This is a genomic window from Lactococcus cremoris subsp. cremoris KW2 (assembly GCF_000468955.1).
Lineage (GTDB): Bacteria > Bacillota > Bacilli > Lactobacillales > Streptococcaceae > Lactococcus > Lactococcus cremoris.
Genome location: NC_022369.1, coordinates 1,517,770 through 1,537,181, shown reverse-complemented (window position 1 = coordinate 1,537,181; position 19,412 = coordinate 1,517,770). Strand labels below are relative to the sequence as shown.

At 37.9% G+C, this 19,412-nt stretch carries 14 protein-coding genes; 12 read left to right on the top strand and 2 right to left on the bottom strand.

Annotated features, from left to right (window positions below):
* Positions 1–17 precede the first annotated feature (17 nt).
* From KW2_RS07250 to KW2_RS07215, 8 genes are all read left to right on the top strand, one after another.
* Positions 18–1,697 (top strand): glycoside hydrolase family 43 protein, encoded by a 1,680-nt coding sequence (locus tag KW2_RS07250; RefSeq protein WP_021037481.1) that lies wholly within the window; start codon positions 18–20, stop codon positions 1,695–1,697.
* A gap of 50 nt (positions 1,698–1,747) precedes the next feature.
* Positions 1,748–2,578 carry an aldo/keto reductase gene (locus KW2_RS07245; protein ID WP_021037480.1) on the top strand — a complete coding sequence of 277 codons (831 nt, stop codon included), beginning with the start codon at positions 1,748–1,750 and terminating at the stop codon, positions 2,576–2,578.
* A gap of 27 nt (positions 2,579–2,605) precedes the next feature.
* A complete protein-coding gene (locus KW2_RS07240; RefSeq protein WP_021037479.1) occupies positions 2,606–3,208 on the top strand; it encodes a sugar O-acetyltransferase in 603 nt (200 codons plus the stop codon).
* Between the two features lie 157 nt (positions 3,209–3,365).
* Positions 3,366–3,956 carry a hypothetical protein gene (locus tag KW2_RS07235; RefSeq protein ID WP_021037478.1) on the top strand — a complete coding sequence of 197 codons (591 nt, stop codon included), beginning with the start codon at positions 3,366–3,368 and terminating at the stop codon, positions 3,954–3,956.
* Between the two features lie 36 nt (positions 3,957–3,992).
* Positions 3,993–4,580 (top strand): hypothetical protein, encoded by a 588-nt coding sequence (locus tag KW2_RS07230; RefSeq protein WP_021037477.1) that lies wholly within the window; start codon positions 3,993–3,995, stop codon positions 4,578–4,580.
* Between the two features lie 20 nt (positions 4,581–4,600).
* On the top strand, positions 4,601–5,854 hold the full coding sequence (locus tag KW2_RS07225) for a trypsin-like peptidase domain-containing protein (protein ID WP_021037476.1): 1,254 nt from the start codon (positions 4,601–4,603) through the stop codon (positions 5,852–5,854).
* A gap of 196 nt (positions 5,855–6,050) precedes the next feature.
* Positions 6,051–7,424: a sugar porter family MFS transporter gene (locus KW2_RS07220; protein ID WP_021037475.1), complete on the top strand. Its 1,374-nt coding sequence runs from the start codon at positions 6,051–6,053 to the stop codon at positions 7,422–7,424.
* 84 nt (positions 7,425–7,508) lie between these two features.
* On the top strand, positions 7,509–9,977 hold the full coding sequence (locus KW2_RS07215; protein WP_021037474.1) for a phosphoketolase family protein: 2,469 nt from the start codon (positions 7,509–7,511) through the stop codon (positions 9,975–9,977).
* Between the two features lie 87 nt (positions 9,978–10,064).
* Here the strand turns inward: KW2_RS07215 and KW2_RS07210 are convergent, their stop codons facing one another.
* Both KW2_RS07210 and KW2_RS07205 read right to left on the bottom strand, forming a co-directional pair.
* The gene (locus KW2_RS07210) at positions 10,065–12,218 is read right to left on the bottom strand and encodes a GH92 family glycosyl hydrolase (protein WP_021037473.1); all 2,154 of its coding nucleotides are present in this window, start codon (positions 12,216–12,218) and stop codon (positions 10,065–10,067) included.
* Complete coding sequence (locus KW2_RS07205) at positions 12,215–13,252, bottom strand: GntR family transcriptional regulator (protein ID WP_021037472.1); 1,038 nt, start codon at positions 13,250–13,252, stop codon at positions 12,215–12,217. Before KW2_RS07205 ends, KW2_RS07210 begins: the two co-directional genes overlap by 4 nt.
* 216 nt (positions 13,253–13,468) lie before the next feature.
* On the opposite strand from KW2_RS07205, the gene KW2_RS07200 reads away from it, so the two are divergent.
* Genes KW2_RS07200 through KW2_RS07185 form a run of 4 tightly spaced genes read left to right on the top strand, consistent with a single transcriptional unit; the run spans position 13,469 to position 19,402 of the window.
* Entirely contained in the window at positions 13,469–14,785 is a 1,317-nt protein-coding gene (locus KW2_RS07200; RefSeq protein WP_041168647.1) for a glycoside hydrolase family 125 protein, read from the top strand.
* A 34-nt stretch (positions 14,786–14,819) separates the two neighbouring features.
* Positions 14,820–17,498 carry an alpha-mannosidase gene (locus KW2_RS07195; RefSeq protein ID WP_021037470.1) on the top strand — a complete coding sequence of 893 codons (2,679 nt, stop codon included), beginning with the start codon at positions 14,820–14,822 and terminating at the stop codon, positions 17,496–17,498.
* Positions 17,495–18,427: an ABC transporter permease gene (locus KW2_RS07190; protein WP_021037469.1), complete on the top strand. Its 933-nt coding sequence runs from the start codon at positions 17,495–17,497 to the stop codon at positions 18,425–18,427. Before KW2_RS07195 ends, KW2_RS07190 begins: the two co-directional genes overlap by 4 nt.
* Before the next feature lie 54 nt (positions 18,428–18,481).
* On the top strand, positions 18,482–19,402 hold the full coding sequence (locus KW2_RS07185) for a carbohydrate ABC transporter permease (RefSeq protein WP_021037468.1): 921 nt from the start codon (positions 18,482–18,484) through the stop codon (positions 19,400–19,402).
* The last annotated feature ends 10 nt before the right edge of the window (positions 19,403–19,412 follow it).

The window sequence follows — 19,412 nt, the reverse complement described above, 5'->3', positions numbered from 1 at the left end:
TAAGGAGAAAAAATAAAATGTCAAAAATTCAAAATCCTGTCTTACCCGGCTTTAATGCCGACCCAAGTATTATTCGCGTAGATGATACTTATTACATTGCAAATTCAACTTTTGAATGGTTCCCCGGTGTTCGCTTACATGAATCAAAAGATTTAGAACATTGGAACCTACTTCCAAGTCCGTTGTCAACAACCACTTTGTTGGATATGAGAGGAAACTCAGCTTCAGGTGGAATCTGGGCGCCAGATTTATCTTATGCTGACGGTAAATTTTGGCTCGTTTATACAGATGTTAAGGTGGTCAATGGTGCTTTCAAGGATATGACCAATTATCTGACTACAGCAACTGATATCAATGGACCTTGGTCAGACCCACTTAAACTCAACGGTGTCGGATTTGATGCCTCGCTTTTCCATGATAAAGATGGTCGTAAATATTTGGTTCAACAAACATGGGATCACCGTGAATACAAACACCCATTTGACGGGATCACATTGACTGAGTTTGATGTGACAACAATGAAGTTACAACCGAAAACGGCTCACACGATTTACAATGGCACGAATGTCAAATTGGTTGAAGGACCACATCTTTATCAAATTAATGATTATTATTATCTTTTTGCCGCACAAGGCGGGACAGTCTTTACCCACCAAGAAGTTGTGGCTCGCTCGAAAACGTTGGATACTTTGTCCTTTGAAACTGAACCCGGTGACCCATTTATTACAAACTTCGACACGCCTGATAATTACATTCAAAAACAAGGCCATGGTGGTCTAGTATCAACACCTCATGGTGAATGGTATTATGCTTCATTGTGTGCCCGCCCTTGGAATCATGAAAATGAATCAAGCACAGACCCTCGTGGTTGGAGTTCTTTAGGACGTGAAACCTCTATCCAAAAAGTGGAATGGGACGAAGCTGGCTGGCCTCGTATCCTTGGTGGTCATGGTGGAACAACTTTTGTTGAAGGACCAAAAGACGCGATTAAAACTCATGCACCTGCTGATCACAGTCAAAAAGATGATTTTGCAAGTTCGACTTTGGATATCAACTGGAATACCTTACGTGTGCCATTTACTGAAAAAATGGGTTCAGTTGGAAATGGCAAATTAACATTGATTGGTCAAGGTTCATTGGCAAATAATTTTGATTTATCATTGATTGCTCGACGCTGGCAAGCCTTCTACTTTGATGCTCAAGTCAAAGTCAAATTTGACCCATTTTCTTATCAACAAATGGCTGGTTTGACCAACTATTATAATGACCGTCATTGGAGCTTTGCCTTTATCACTTGGAATGAAATCAATGGCGCAGTCATTGAAGTGGGCGAAAACAATCGCGGCAATTACACGTCTTATTTGAAAGATAAGGCCATTAAAATCCCTGACGGGACTGAATATGTCTGGTTCCGCACGAAAGTGCGTAAGGAATCATATTCTTATGAATACAGTTTTGACGGTAAGAGTTTTACAGAAATTCCTGTTGTTTTAGATGCCGCAGTCCTTTCAGATGATTATGTGCTACAAACTTATGGCGGATTCTTCACTGGCGCGTTTGTGGGACTTGCTGCCGTAGATTATTCTGGATATGACAGACAAGCTGAATTTTATGATTTTGATTACAAAGAATTGGGTGACAAACTTTTGCCAGACGGTTCTTACACTTGGAAAGCCAGCGAATCAAGATTTGACTAAATAATATAAATCCTGTTATGACTGCCATGACAGGATTTTTAGGAGGAATGATGAATTATTTTACATTGAACAATGGACTGGAAATTCCTGCGGTTGGATTTGGCTCAGTGCTTGAAAGTGATGTGGCAAATTTTGAGGAAGTCTATGAAAATGCATGGTCTGCAGGCTACCGACTTTTTGATACGGCCGCCAGTTATGGCAACCAAATAGCTCTTGGAAAATGGCTGAAAAATTCTGACCATGCTCGAAAAGAATATTTTCTGACTGGAAAAGTGGCCCAATCTGAACAAGGCTACGGAGAAACGCTGTCAGCATTTCAAAAAACACTGACAGAATTACAAACGGATTATTTGGATTTGTACTTAATCCATTGGCCAAAGGAAAAGCCGTTTTTTGAAACTTGGAAAGCCTTGGAACACTTATATGATGAGGGCTTGGTACGAGCCATTGGTCTATCAAATTTTGAGGCCAATCATCTGGACCGTTTACTGACGAAAGCAAAAATCATGCCAGCAGTCGACCAATTGGAAACACACCCCTATTTTTCAAATCACGTCACACATGATTATCTTGAAAAATTGGGAATTCAGCACCAAGCTTGGAGCCCGCTCGGTCATGGTGGTCAAGAATTGACTGATTCAGTCGTCAAAAGTTTGGCAGAAAAATATGATAAATCAACAGGGCAAATCATTCTGCGCTGGCTCTATCAAAAAGGAGTGGCAACGATTCCCAAATCGACGAATACTAATCGGCAAAAGCAAAATATTAATCTATTTGATTGGGCGCTGACGCCAAGAGATGAGCAGCTGATTGACTTATTACAAAGAGGCGAGCGCGTCATGGGTGCGCCTGATGAAAATTATTCTGCTGACAGATGGTAAAAACGACAACAAATTTTTGGAGGGAAAATGAACAAAGAATTAACTGACGAAGAAATTTCAATACTTGGCCAATTGTCTATTTTTGACAAAGTGAAAAATGGCGATTGGTACCAATTTGGCAAAGAAAAACAATTACAAGAAATTGTTAAAAGAAGTAGTCAAAAAATCTCTGAAATTAATGACAAAGCAAAAGAAAATTTTGATGAGGCCAGAAAATTACTGACAGAATTTTTACCAAATCTGTCAGCAAGTACAGAAATTTATTTTCCAATCACGAGTTTAGAATATCCAGAATATTTTTCAATTGGTACTGACAGCTTTGTTAATTCTGGCTTACAGGTCATCAGTGCTGGAAAAATCACGATTGGCAAGCATTGCTTTATTGGGCCGAACTGTCAATTATTTACAGCCAATCATCACAGCACAGACAAGTTGCTCAGGCGGGCAGGTTGGCAATATGATGCTCCAATCACAATCGGTGACGATTGTTGGTTAGGTGGGTCAGTGATTATTTTGGCCGGCGTTACTTTGGGAGATGATGTTGTCGTTGGCGCTGGCAGCGTTGTGACCAAATCATTTCCCAGTCATTGCACGATTGCTGGTAACCCAGCACGTCTTTTGAAAAAATAAATCTGTCAGTGAAAATACTCCTAATCAGGAGTATTTTTCTTTTTAAAATAAGCAACATTTCCTTTTTAAAATAGCAATAATTTACAAGAAAAGCAAATTAGAAAGCGTTATCATTTTGTGAATAATAAGTAAGAATAAAAAATAAGGAGGTGTTTTTATGAACACACAAAGAACACATCAAAAACTTTTCAAAAATGGTCTTTTACTTGGAGCACTCTTGCTCGGCATAGGTTTATCTGTCAAAGAGGCGACACCAGCAAAAGCCGTCACAGCAAACTTCAATGGACCAGTTTATCGCCTTTACAATCCTAATTCAGGCGAACATGTCTATACAATGGGAGTGGCAGAGAAAAATAATCTTGTCCATTTGGGTTGGGGCTATGAAGGAGTTTTAGGTACTTCCTATTACACAATGCCTGGTCAAACTTATGGCAAAGTCCCTGTTTATCGTTTGTACAGTAAAAATAGTGGGGAACATCTTTACACCATAAATACCAATGAAGTAAATCAGCTCAAAAATTATGGTTGGGTTAATGAGGGGATTGTTTTCTATGATGCTACTATATTGCCATGGAATCAAGCAACAACAGTTGAAAGACTTTATAATCCAAATAGTGGTCAGCATTTTTATACCGCTAACTGGGATGAAAGAGACTACTTGAAAAAAATTGGTTGGAAAGATGAAGGAGAGGCTTTTTCATTTACGTCACCAGAACCTCCACAATCTGGTCCACTTAGTCCAGATTAATATAGAAATAATATAAACAATAAGGAGGTGTTTGTTATGAACACACATAGAACGCATCAAAAACTTTTCAAAAATGGACTCTTATTTGGGGCGCTTTTACTTGGATTAGCTTTCTCGTTTAAAGAGGCGACACCAGCAAAAGCTGTTACGGCAAACTTCAATGGTCCGATTTTCCGTCTTTACAATCCTAATTCGGGTGAACATGTCTATACAATGAATTTGGCAGAAAAGGTTAACCTGACTCAGTTAGGCTGGGGCTACGAGGGGGTGTTGGCTGACTCATACTACAATTATCCTGGGGTAAATTATACAAAAATTCCAGTATACCGCCTCTATAATTCTCAAAGTGGACAGCACCTCTATACAAAAAATACTTATGAAGTTTCTTCCTTAAGAACTAAAGGATGGTCAAATGAAGGAATTGTATTTTATGATTCATCAAATTGTCCTATGGCAAGCACAACCCCAGTTTATAGACTATATAATCCCAATAGTGGTCAGCATTTTTTCACAAATGACTTTAATGAATCAAATTATTTGGTAACCAATGGTTGGAAATATGAAGGTTTGGCTTTTCAATTCAATTATCCACATCAGTGGGAAGGCAAAGTAACTCCACTTTAATTAATAAGGAAGATAAAGATATGAAAAATTTAAAATATATTTCTATAATACTTTTTGCAATTTCAGTTCTAGTATGTAGTTCTGCTTTTGCAGATACACAAGGTTTTTTACCTAGTGGTGGAACAAGTGCTAATAATGTCTATTCGCCGGATCAGCGCAGATTGATTTCAAATGCAAAGCAGTTTCCATATAACACAGTTGTGAATATCCAAGGAGTGTTTCCAAAAACAAAAGCGGGTTGGGTTGCGGGCGGTACAGGGGTTATCATTGCACCAAACGTTGTTTTAACGGCTGGGCACGTTATTTACGACAAAACGCAAGGAGGATATCTCTCTAAGGTACAAATATATCAAGCAAATGCTAACGGTTCCATCGCTTCATCTTTTACTTCCTCAATAAGCTTGCTACCAAACTCAGACTGGGTATCTAAAGATAATACTATATCCAGTGGTTATCCTTTGGGAGCAGACGACTTGGGTCTGATCTATCTTTCTAACAATATAGGATTGAGTACGGGGTGGATGGGAATGACTTCAACTCTTTCAAAAAATCAAGCGATTTCTTTAGTAGGTTTTCCAGGAGACCATCTTTATCAAATGTGGGGAATGTCGGGAAATGTATCCCAAATAAGCAATCCTTTGTTAAGCTATTCTAACATCAGTGAATATCCCGGTCAAAGTGGTGGTCCTATATTCAATACAAGTAATAATATTGTAGGGATTAATGTTGCTGACGCGAACTATCCTAATAATACTAACCCTACTCACTATGTCCCCTCATCTCTTGCTTCGCAATATCCCAACTACGGTGTTCAACTCACCGCAAGCAACATTAATTGGATTCAAAATAATGTACCAGCACTAAAATCAACAGCATTATATCGTGTTTATAACCCAAACAATGGCGAACATCTCTATACAAAAAGTTTGTATGAAACGACGACTTTATCAAAAACAGGCTGGAATTATGAGGGTGTCAATTCGCAACAACCAGCGACAGGTAATGCAGTTTACCGACTTTATAACCCTAATTCAGGGGAACATTTTTATACGACGTCTTCCTTTGAGCGTGATTCACTTGTCAAAGCAGGTTGGCGTTTTGAACAAATCGCTTTTTATTCGGACACAGCAAAACACACGCCAATTTATCGGCTTTTTAATCCTAATGCCAAAGGTAAACAAATCAGTCATTTTTATACATCAAGTAGCGCAGAACGAGATTCACTTGTGAAGATCGGTTGGAGATATGAACAGATTAGTTGGTATGGTTTATAAACTCTATATTATTTTCTTTGGTGCGCTAGTAAGAAAAAATGCCCTTTATTGAGAGTATTTTTTTATTGTGTAAAATAAGCAACATTTCCTTTTTAAAATATCAAGCATTACAAGAAAAAGAAGTCGGGAAGCGCTATCATTTATAGGTAATAACAAGCAAGGATAACTTGCAAATAAAAATTAAGGAGTTACTATCATGAGAAAACTTTCTCCCACTTTCATCTACTTTTTTGGTGCTTTAGGTGGATTATTATTTGGCTATGACACTGGGGTCATCTCAGGTGCTTTGCTTTTCATTGAAAAAGAGAGCTGGCAGGTCAGCTCTTGGGCTTGGATGGAAGGTTGGATTACAGCAGCCGTTTTGATTGGTGCGGTAATCGGTGCCGTGGTCATTGGCCCAATGAGTGACCGTTTCGGTCGGAAACGACTCTTGCTCTTGTCAGCAATTATCTTTTTCATCGGAGCTTTAGGTTCTGGACTTTCAAACAGTGCCGAATTTCTTATCATTTCACGTATTATTTTGGGGATGGCCGTTGGGTCAGCTTCGGCCTTAGTTCCAACTTATCTGTCAGAACTTTCGCCAGCAAAAATTCGTGGTGGCGTATCAACCATGTTCCAATTGATGATTATGACTGGGATTTTGCTCGCTTATATCTCAAATTATGCTTTAAAAGGTGTTTCAGGAAATTGGCATTGGATGCTTGGTTTAGCGACTGTTCCAGCGGCTTTATTATTTATTGGCGGCCTATTTTTACCAGAATCTCCAAGATTTCTTCTGCGTCATGATGATGAAAAAGGCGCTCGTGAAGTCTTGGGAATGATTAATGATGATCCAACTTCAATTGAAGCCGAAATTTCTGATATTCAACTGATGGCCAAAGAAGAAAAACAAGGAGGCTTGCAAGAGCTTTTTGGTAAAATGTCACGTCCGGTTTTGATTATGGCAATCGGACTTGCAGTTTTCCAACAAGTCATGGGTTGTAATACAGTATTATATTTTGCCCCATCAATCTTCGTTTCAGTCGGTTTCGGAGCGAGCGCAGCACTCTTAGCCCATATCGGGATTGGGATTTTCAATGTAATTGTGACCTATATTGCTATGCGAGTCATGGATAAAGTCAATCGCCGTTGGATGCTCAATTTTGGGGCTTGGGGAATGGGAATTTCACTTGTTTTGATGTCTGTCGGCATGATTTTAGCAGAAAATGCTCATATTGGTTTTGGTAAATATTTGGCGGTTATTGCTTTAACGGTTTATATTGCTTTCTTCTCAGCAACATGGGGTCCAGTCATGTGGGTCATGATTGGTGAATCTTTCCCTCTTAAAATCCGTGGTTTAGGGAATTCATTTGGTGCTGCGGTCAATTGGGCGGCTAATTGGTTGGTGTCATTGACTTTCTTACCATTACTTTCATTCTTTGGGACAGGAAAAATCTTCCTGATTTATGCCGCTTGCTGTTTTCTTTCGATTTGGTTTACCAGTAAAAAAGTCATCGAAACAAAAGGTAAAACGCTGGAACAAATCGAAGCAGAATTATTGCATCGGGTCCATCATTTAGAAAAAGAGTAGCAATGTTTCCCAGTGGATATATGAACAAATAATTAGAATATCAAGCACAATTGACCTATAATGAAGGAAAATCAGGAGGAAAAAATGACAGAATATAATTCAGAAGCTTATTTACAAAAGCTTGACAAATGGTGGCGTGCAGCCACTTATCTTGGAGCAGGAATGATTTTCTTGAAAGAAAATCCTTTATTCTCTGTGACAGGAACGCCAATTAAAGCAGAAAATCTTAAAGCGAATCCTATTGGGCACTGGGGAACAGTTTCAGGACAAACTTTCCTCTACGCTCATGCTAATCGTCTGATTAACAAGTATAATCAAAAGATGTTTTATATGGGTGGTCCCGGTCATGGTGGACAAGCCATGGTGGTTCCATCTTATCTTGATGGTTCTTATACAGAAGCCTATCCAGAGATTACGCAAGATTTGGACGGTATGTCACGTTTGTTCAAACGTTTCTCATTTCCCGGAGGAATTGGCTCACACATGACCGCACAAACACCTGGTTCACTCCATGAAGGTGGGGAACTGGGCTATGTTCTTTCTCATGCAACGGGTGCGATTCTTGACCAACCTGAACAAATCGCTTTTGCTGTTGTTGGGGACGGAGAAGCAGAAACTGGCCCACTAATGACCAGTTGGCACTCAATCAAATTCATTAATCCTAAGAATGACGGGGCAATTTTACCGATTCTTGATTTAAATGGTTTTAAAATTTCAAATCCTACTTTGTTTGCTCGAACTTCAGATGTGGATATTCGCAAATTCTTTGAAGGACTTGGTTACTCTCCTCGTTATATTGAAAATGATGATATTCATGATTACATGGCTTATCATAAGTTAGCAGCCGAAGTTTTTGATAAAGCCATTGAAGACATTCATCAAATTCAAGAAGATGCGCGTGAGCATGGTCGTTATCAAAATGGTGAAATCCCAGCTTGGCCCATTATTATCGCTCGTTTACCAAAAGGTTGGGGTGGTCCACGTTATAATGACTGGTCAGGACCAAAATTTGACGGTAAAGGTATGCCGATTGAGCATAGTTTCCGTGCCCACCAAGTGCCGCTGCCATTGTCATCAAAAAATATGGAAACATTGCCCGAGTTTGAAGAATGGATGACTTCTTATCAACCAGAAACCTTATTTAATACTGATGGAAGTTTGAAAGAAGAATTGCGCGATTTTGCACCAAAAGGTGACATGCGTATGGCTGCAAACCCTGTAACTAATGGTGGTGTAGATGGTTCAAACTTGGTCTTACCCGATTGGCAAGAGTTTGCAAATCCAATTTCCAAAAATAATCGTGGAAAATTACTCCCTGAAACCAATGACAATATGGATATGAATGTTTTGTCAAAATATTTTGCCGAAATCGTCAAACTTAATCCGACACGTTTCCGTTTGTTTGGTCCTGACGAAACCATGTCCAACCGTTTCTGGGAAATGTTTAAAGTGACAAATCGTCAATGGATGCAAGTCATTAAAAATCCAAATGATGAATTTATCTCGCCAGAAGGTCGAATTATCGATTCTCAACTCTCAGAACACCAAGCAGAAGGTTGGCTCGAAGGCTATACTTTGACTGGACGTACAGGTGTGTTTGCAAGTTATGAATCATTCTTGCGCGTCGTAGATTCAATGTTAACTCAACATTTCAAATGGATTCGTCAAGCAGCAGATCAAAAATGGCGCCATGATTATCCATCACTTAATGTTATTTCGACTTCAACTGTTTTCCAACAAGACCATAACGGTTATACTCACCAAGACCCAGGAATGTTGACTCATTTGGCTGAAAAGAAATCTGATTTTATCAGACAATACTTGCCGGCTGATGGGAATACTTTGCTTGCCGTATTTGACCGTGCTTTTCAAGATAGAAGTAAAATTAATCATATTGTAGCCTCTAAACAACCTCGTCAACAATGGTTTACTAAAGAAGAAGCTGAAAAATTGGCGACTGATGGAATTGCAACCATTGACTGGGCTTCAACTGTAAAAGAAGGAGAAGCGGTTGATTTAGTCTTTGCTTCTGTAGGAGCTGAGCCAACCATTGAAACACTGGCGGCTTTACATCTTGTCAATGAGGTCTTCCCACAAGCAAAATTCCGTTATGTGAATGTGGTTGAATTAGGTCGGTTGCAAAAGAAAAAAGGAGCACTCAATCAAGAACGTGAACTCTCAGATGAAGAATTCGAAAAATACTTCGGGCCTTCAGGTACTCCGGTAATTTTTGGATTCCACGGCTATGAAGATTTAATCGAATCTATTTTCTATCAAAGAGGTCATGAAGGTTTGATTGTTCATGGCTATCGTGAAGATGGCGACATTACAACTACTTATGATATGCGGGTTTATTCTGAACTTGACCGTTTCCACCAAGCGATTGATGCCATGCAAGTGCTTTATGTCAATCGTAAAGTTAACCAAGGGTTAGCAAAAGCTTTCATTGACCGAATGGAGCGGACATTGGTTAAACATTTTGAAGTGACAAGAAATGAAGGAGTTGATATTCCCGAATTTACGGAGTGGGTTTGGTCTGACTTGAAAAAATAAGAATGATATAAAATAAAAACAGACTGATTTTAATTAATCAGTCTGTTTTTTTTACTGATAGAATGATTATTTCAGACTTGTCAGTCATTAATTTTCTGTCAGTGAATAGGGCAATTGTTCATTTGTATAATTTTGTGGATTTGGTACAATTCCTAAATCAAATTTAAGATTTCCACCTTTCATCAGTGTTTCATGCTTGATAAAAGTATCCTTGACTTTATTGTCATTAAAAGTAAGTTTGTTGACGAAAAGTTGTTGGGGAGCATTAGGTCCTGCAAGAATAGTAAGTTGCTGGCCAGATGAAAGATTAAGTGTGGCCTTGTCCCAGAGTGGCATTCCAAGCACATACTGTCCAGAACCAGCAGTGACAGGATAGAATCCTAAACTTGAAAAGACATACCAAGCAGCCATCGTGCCATTGTCTTCATCTCCAGGATAACCTTTAGGGCTGTCGTTAAAAGTTTCTGTCAGTAAATTTTTGATTAAAGGAGTAGCCATCCAAGGTTTTCCAATGTAACTAAAGAGATAAGGGTAATGGAAACTTGGTTGATTTGAGATAGCGACTTGACCAAATTCGATGGCAGCCATCTCACTCATTTCGTGAATTTCAAAACCATAGCCCTCAACATTGAAATTCGGACGTTGATTACAAAGTTCAATTAGTTTTTCTTCAAATTTTTCGGCAGAACCGTATAATTTAATCAATCCAGCAAAATCATGAAGAACTGACCATGAAGTTTGCCAAGCAGAACCTTCTGCATAATCACGCCCCCAACGAATATCTAAAAAGTCAGGTCTGAAATTTCCGTCAGCATCTTTTGCACGCATAAAGCCTGTTTCAGGGTCAAAAATATTTTGATAATTCTTAGCTTGTTGAGCATAAAAATCCGAAATTTCTTTGTCACCAGTAACATTAGCGACTTGGGAAATACAATAGTCAGAAAAAGCGTAATCTAAAGTATGGTTGACGGATTCATGATGAGTCAGTGGAACATAACCAAGTTTAAGATAGTCTTTGGTGCCACGGCGACCGTAATTAGAGTTTTCAGATTGAGAGGTTGCCCCTTTTTTCATTGCTTCCAGAAATTCAGGCATCAAGTCAGGACGGATATTTTTGCTTGCCGCATCAGCAATAACGGCATCAATCAAGGTACCGGGCATGAGACCACGTTCATCAGGAGAAAGCCATTTTGGAAGGAAGCCAGTTTCACGATAAGAGTTTAGAAAACCTTCAAGCATGTCGCCATAATGGTCAACCGCAATTAGACTATACAAAGGATAAACGGTTCGGAAAGTATCCCAGAAACCATTATTTGTATAGAGCGGGCCCGATTTAATAGATTTTGCAGTTGTATCATAATGAATTTTTTGATGATCTAAATCAAATTCATAAAAAGTTTGTGGGAAAAGAAAAGTTCGATAAAGGTTGTGATAGAAAGTAGAAACTTCTTGTTTGTTGCCATGTTCGATTTCAATACGTGAAAAAAGTTCATTCCAAGCAGATTCAGCATTTTCTAAATAAATTTCTGCTGAATTATTTTGCTCACGTTTGAGATTGAGAGCCGCTTGTTCCTTAGAAATAAAAGAAGTAGCAAAGTGTAATTTAACTTGGTCAGCTCCTTTAAAATCTAGGCGAACTTCCCCGTCCTTACCAGACAAATCACCATTCAAAACAAAGGCTTGGTCAGCAGTAAATTTGAGATAAAAAGTGAAATTTTCATCCTCGCAGCCAGCAAAATTAATGACAGAAAGCTCTAGGCTATAATCATCAAGCTGTTGAAGCTCATATGACCCTGGTAAATGAAGCATCAACCCATTATCTTTTACTCTTAAATTTTGGTAATTGATTGATAAGAGACCACCATACATTGAAGGAAGCAATTCAGAAGTGATTTGATAACGTAATTGGGTAACTTTAAGTTGAGTTGGATTAAAAGTTGCTTCTTCAGGGCGATAGGAACTTACCGTATGCCAAAGTGAGGTTTCAAGTAAAGGTCCGGCCACAGGGGTCATCGTGAGATGGGAGAAATCCCCCATCCAAGGACTAGGCTGGTGAGTAATCCGGTAGCCTTCAAATGTTCTGTCTTCTGGGTGGAACCACCAGGCACCACGTGCGGCACCAGTTGAAGGGGCAAAATAATTCATTCCCCAAGGAAATCCAGTATATGGAAGACAATTTCCGTGTGAAAAAGTGGATTGGTTGGCAGTGCCGTGACGGGTATCAATTTTGTTTATTTTCATTTCAACTCCTCAGTTGTATTTCTTTTAATTAAATTGATCGGAACTTTAACATCTTTAGGTGTCTCTCCATTTTTAATCCAGTCTAAAAGTAATTCGCCAGCGATTCTTCCCATGCCAATGAAATCTTGGGCAATGGTTGTTAAAGGTGGATTTGAGAGACTTGCTGCTTGAATATCATCGAAGCCAATAATTGATATATCATTTGGAATATCAAAATGATTATTTTGTAAAGTCTTCATTGTTTGAAGGGCAACTAAATCATTTTCACAAATAAGTCCAGTAACCTCTTCATTTTGAATAAGTTCTAAGACAGAGCTTTCGGTATAAAGAGAATCATCAAGAGTTGTGTGAAATCTAATTCCCTGTTCTTTAAGGACTTTGACATATCCCAAATAGCGATTTCTTGTTGTTTGCGGGTGGTGACTATCATTGCTGGCCACAAAAGCGATTCGCTTATGACCAAGTTCTAACAGGGCTTGAGCCGCTTGTTCACCTCCATTGAAGTTATCTGAGGAAACACATGGAAAACCGAGGTCATAGATTTGTTTATCTAATAGAACGACAGGAAAATTTTGCAAGGAAAGTTCTAATAAGATATCTAAATAATCTTCTGTATACATTGGATAATAAATCAAACCATCAAAGTTTTCTTTAATATCATCTGCGGTATTTTCCTTGAGGTAGCTAGCATAAGTAATAAAAACAGTTGTATCTTCAACTTTTAAAGCAGGAACTAAACCATGTGTGAAATCTCCAAATGACATTCCTTCAAAAGGAATGATAAAGAGGACACGTTTAAGGAGTTTTGTGTGATTTTTGTTAAGCTCTTGAACAAAAGTTCCCTTTCCTCGGGTTCTACTGACAAGTCCTAATTGTTCTAAATCAGTCAAAGCTCTTTTAGCAGTAATGCGACTGACTGAATAAGTCTCTGAGAGTTCTTTTTCAGTGGGGAGCTGGTCTCCAGATTTGAATGTTTTTGTGATAATTTTTTGCTTCAAATCATCGGAAATCTGCTGATAGAGTGGTAAGCTCATAGAAATATCCCTTTGTATTTTATTTGATATACCATATTTTACTCTTTTTTACGGAAAAAACAAGTCTTTTACTATGAAAATCACTAAAAAAACAAGAAGTTGGCGAGTAATATTCAGAAAAAATAAAAATAAATAACATAATTAACCTTATTTTAATAAAAAAGCGCTTGCAAAATAGAAAAAAATATATTAAAATAACCTTAAATGATATATCAAATGAATTTTAAAGGAGATGCAGTGAAAGCAAATATTCCAAAATCCGTTGAAAAGTTTATGGATGAGATAAGAGAGCTTTGTGGAGAAGAACATAAAGAGTGGGCTCTAAACTTTAATCATTCTTTCTCAAATACACTCGAAACTACTTTGAGAGTGCATGATGACGGGACAACCTTTCTTTTAACGGGTGATATTCCAGCAATGTGGTTACGTGATTCAACGGCTCAAATGCGACCTTATTTGGTTCTTGCGCGTGAAGATGAAGAAATTCGAGATTTGATTGTTGGTTTAATAAAAAAACAAATGATATATATTAATTTGGATCCTTATGCTAATGCTTTTAATGAAAGTGAAAATTTTGCAGGACATCAAGGAGATCATACCAACTTTAATGAACATAAAGGTTGGATTTGGGAAAGAAAATATGAGATTGATTCCCTTTGTTATCCAATTCAACTGGCTTACTTACTTTATAAAAACACAGGTTACACGGCTCATTTTGATGAAGCATTTATCAAAGCAGTCGAAAATACATTGACTGTTTTTAAAACGGAACAAAATCATGAAACTTCTCCCTATAATTTCGTTCGAGATACCGACCGCAAGGAAGACACTTTGATAAGAAATGGACGAGGAGCTAAGACGGCTTATACTGGAATGACTTGGTCTGGTTTTAGACCGAGTGATGATGCTTGTGAGTATGGTTATTTGGTCCCATCCAATATGTTTGCTCTTGTTGTTTTGGATTATATCAAAGAAATATTTACTGATCTTCTTTCTAATGAAGAAATTGCAAAAGAAGCAGAAACTCTTAGAAATGAAATTCAAGAGGGATTAGAAAAATTTGCCAAAGTTAAAAATAAAGAAGGCGAAGAAATTTGGGCTTATGATGTTGATGGTTTAGGAAATTCGACCTTAATGGATGATAGTAATGTTCCTAATTTGATTGCAGCTCCTTATTTAGGATTTTGCGACGTTGAAGATGAAGCTTATCTCAAAACAAGACAAACTTTATTGAGCAAAGAAAATCCTTATTACTACGAAGGAAAATATGCTAGGGGAATTGGCTCTAGTCATACTCCAGAAAATTACGTTTGGCCAATTGCCTTAGCAATGGAAGGGATGACCACAAATGATAAGGCAGAAAAAGAAAGAATCTTGAATCATTTGGTTGAAACAGACGCTGGAACACATTTGATGCATGAAGGTTTTGATGTTAATAATCCCAAAAACTACACGAGAGAATGGTTTAGCTGGGCGAATATGATGTTTTGCGAATTAGTGATGGATTATTTCGATATCCGAATTAAAAAATAAGTTAGTAAGATAGAACTTGGAAAGATAGAACTTTATGAAAAAGAAAACAGTACATATCATCTCCCATAGCCACTGGGACCGAGAATGGTATATGGCTTATGAAGAACATCATATGCGTTTGGTTAACTTGGTAGATGATTTGCTTGACTTGTTTGAAAAAGACCCTGATTTTGACAGTTTTCACTTGGATGGTCAAACGATTATTTTAGATGACTATTTGCAAGTCCGTCCCGAACGTCGTGAAGCAGTACAAGCTGCTATTTCAGCAGGAAAATTGAGAATTGGGCCATTTTACATTTTGCAAGATGACTTCCTTATTAGCTCTGAATCAAATGTCCGTAATATGCTTGTTGGACGTAAAGAATCTGAGCGCTGGGGGGCTCCCGTTGAACTAGGTTATTTCCCTGATACTTTTGGAAATATGGGTCAAACGCCTCAGATGATGAAAGGAGCAGGCCTTAATGCTGCAGCCTTTGGCCGCGGGGTGAAACCAATTGGTTTTGATAACCAAGTTTTGGAACAATCAGAAGAAGCTTATAGCTCACAATTTTCAGAAATGTGGTGGGAAGGTCCTGATGGGACAAAAATTCTTGGAATTTTGTTTGCCAATTGGTACTCAAATGGGAATGAAATTCCTGCTGAAAAAGCAGCAGCTCTTGACTTTTGGAATCAAAAACTAGCAGATGTTGAAAAATTTGCGTCAACCTCACACCTTTTAATGATGAATGGTGTAGACCATCAGCCAGTTCAAAAAGATTTGAGTCAAGCCATTCGCTTAGCAAATGAACTTTTCCCAGATTATGAGTTTGTTCATTCTAATTGGCCAAATTATCTGGAAGCTGTAAGGTCAGATTTGCCTGAAAACTTATCGACAGTAACTGGTGAGTTGACTTCGCAAGAAACGGATGGTTGGTATACTTTAGCAAATACGGCTTCAAGTCGAGTATATCTCAAACAATGGAATACAAAGGTTGAGCGTCAACTAGAAAACATCACAGAACCTCTTGCAAGCTTAGCATATCGAGTAACTGGTGATTATCCGCATGATAAATTGACTTATGCGTGGAAAACCTTGATGCAAAATCATCCACATGACAGTATCTGTGGCTGCTCTGTTGATGAAGTGCATCGTGAGATGATGACACGTTTTGAAAAAGCAAATGAAGTGGGTAAATACCTTGCCAATGATGCTTTATTTGAACTGGCTAAAGTTATTGATTTTGAAGGGGAACATCCTTTTGTAGTCTTTAATACAGCAGGTCATTCTAAAACAGGCGAGGCCGAAATTGAAGTGGTCTTAGAGCGTAAATTCTTTAAAGATGGAATTCCTGAGAAACTTTACGATGAACTAAAGGGCAAACCAAAAGCAACCTATAAAGTAATTAATCGTGAAGGTCAAGAAATTCCGGCTGAAATCAGTGAAGAAGAAGTGCTATTTGATTATGATTTACCCAAAGACCGTTTCCGCGTTCCTTATATGAAACGATTTGTTAAGGTGAAATTGTTCTTACATGAAATGAGTCCTTTATCTTGGGAAAGCTTTGATTTAGTACTTGCTGAAAGTTCTGTCAGTAATCATGAGAGCATGATTTCAGGTCAAACCATTGAAAATGATCGTTTAAAACTGACAGTTAATCATAATGGAAGCTTGAGTATTTTTGATAAGTCACTTAATAAAGTCTTTAAAGATTTATTAGTTTTTGAGGATACGGGTGATATCGGAAATGAATATATTTATTTCCAACCTAAAAATACACAAGCCATTCTTTCTACTGACAGCCAAGCTGAATTCTCAATTATTACTGACAGAGCAGAAATTGCCGAAGTTCAGATTAAACAAATACTGATGATTCCTGAATCTGCTGACGATTTGCTTGATGAGGAACAAAAAAAGGTCTTGGAATTCCGTTATCGTCATGCTGGACGTTCTGACAAACTTTTGCCTTTAGAAGTAAACACAAAAATTACAGTCCGCAAAGATTCTAAAAAAGTTGATTTTGAAACAAGCATTGATAATCAAATGAAAGACCATCGTCTTCGGGTCTTATTCCCAGCAGGATTGACGGCTGAGACTCATGAAGCTGACAGTATTTATGAGGTGGTTACACGACCAAACCAAATGCCTGAAACGTGGGAAAATCCAACCAATCCGCAACATCAGCAAGCCTTTGTTAATCTTCATAATGAAGAATACGGGCTGACAATTGGTAATTTTGGTTTAAATGAATATGAAGTTACTGACAGCACAAATATTGCCTTAACTTTACTTAGAGGAGTTGGTGAGCTAGGAGATTGGGGTTATTTCCCAACACCAGAAGCTCAAACTTTGGGACAACATACTTTTAACTACAGTTTAGAATTTCACGGTCAGCCTTGCGAACGTTATGAAACTTACCAACATGCTTATGTTGCTCAGGTTCCATTTTCAACCGTGGAGTTAACAGACTCGTCAGTAAAAAAATTGCCGTCAGCAGGTAAAATATTAGAAATTAATAATGATAAATTTGCTATCACGGCATTGAAACGTCGCGAATCAGATAATGGTCTAGTTTTACGAGGCTACAATATGTCTGGTCAACCATTAAATTTACATCTTGAAGAAGAAACAAGAATCCTAAATCTGCTTGAAGATGAAATGAAAGAAGCAGACATGCAAAAAGAAATTGCAGCTCACGAAATTCGGACTTTATTGATTAAGGAGAAAAATCAATGAATAAATTTTTTCGGAATATTTGGCGCTATAAGGCACTGATACTCATGGCTATTCCAGGTGCAATTTGGATGATATTCTTTTTCTACATTCCAGTTTTTGCAAATATTGTGGCCTTCAAAGATTTTCACATTGACCCAGATGGATTTTTGGCCAGTTTAACCAATAGTCCTTGGGTCGGATTTAAAAACTTTGAATTCCTCTTTTCTTCCGGTGCAGCTTTTGATATCACAAGAAATACGGTGCTTTACAATGTTGGGTTCATCAGTCTTAACTTGATTATCTCCATTGCTTTTGCCATTATCATGAGTGAGTTAAGAAACAAGAAATTAGTAAAAATTTACCAAACCATGTCACTTCTTCCTTATTTCCTTTCATGGGTTGTTATTTCCTACTTTGTTTATGCCTTCTTGGCACCAGGAAATAAAGGAATTTTCAACCAAATGATTATGCATAATGGAGGGATGCCAGTCAATTGGTATCAAGAACCAAAATACTGGGTCTTCATTATCCTCTTCATTGGTGTTTGGAAAGGAATTGGCTATAACTCAATTATCTACTTTGCAACAGTAATGGGAATCAATCCAACATATTATGAAGCAGCGATGGTTGATGGGGCCACTAAGTGGCAACAAATCAAGAATATTACTATTCCCCAAGTTGTTCCACTTATGACAATTTTGACAATCTTGGCGGTCGGAAATATCTTCCGTGCCGACTTCGGTCTTTTCTATAATGTTCCGCGTCAATCCGGTGCTTTAACACCAGTCACACAAGTTCTTGATACCTATATCTATAATGGATTAGCGAATACTGGTGACTTAGGAATGGCAACGGCGGCGGCCCTTTATCAATCTGTTGTAGGATTTATTCTCTTAATGATTACAAACTTCTTTGCTCGCAGACTTGATAATGATTCAGCCTTATTCTAAGAAAGGGGGAAGCTAGTAGGTCGAGCCTTTTACTAAACTTGAAAGCTAATAAATATGAAAAAGAAAAAAATAGCCTCATTATCTGTTCGGGGATTTAATCGTCCGGTGAACTTTATCTTCAATATTGTGATTGCAATCTTTGCCATCTCATGTGTCTTGCCTTTCCTCTTTGTCTTAGCGATTTCTCTGACAAAAGAATCTTCACTACAACAATTTGGTTATAGTTTTTGGCCAAGAGAATGGAGCTTTTATGCTTATCGGTTCTTATTTGACCAAATGAAAGACAAGATGTTGCAATCACTCTTTGTAACGGTACTTGTAACAGTTTTAGGAACTGCGATAAACTCAACAGCAACTTCACTTTATGCTTATGCAATTTCCAGAAACAACTTTCCTTACCGTCGTTTCTTTACCATCTTTTGTTTGATCACCATGTTATTTTCTCCAGGGATGATTGCTAACTATTTGGTAATGACTAACCTTTTACAATTAAAAGATACAATTTGGGCATTAATTTTACCAATGGCCGTTTCGCCATTTAATATCATCGTTATGCGGACTTTCTTCAAACGTTCGGTTCCAGATTCAATCATTGAATCTGCGCGAATTGACGGAGCAAGTGAACTTAGAATTTTCATGCAAATTGTTCTTCCTTTAGCAGTACCTGGAATTGCGACTATTTCGCTTTTCGCAGCCTTAGGCTACTGGAATGACTGGTTTAATGCTTTACTTTATATTTCAAATGATAAATTAATTCCATTGCAATATCTATTGATGAAAGTTCAAAACAATCTACAATTTTTAACGCAAAATGCAGGAGCAGGTTCACAGATAGCCGGAGGATTAGCGGCTCTTCCTGGAGAATCAGCCCGTATGGCAATTGTTATTATTTCAACTTTACCAATTGCAATTAGTTATCCATTCTTCCAACGTTATTTCGTCAAAGGTTTGACCATTGGTGGTGTTAAGGAATAATTAAAGCTCT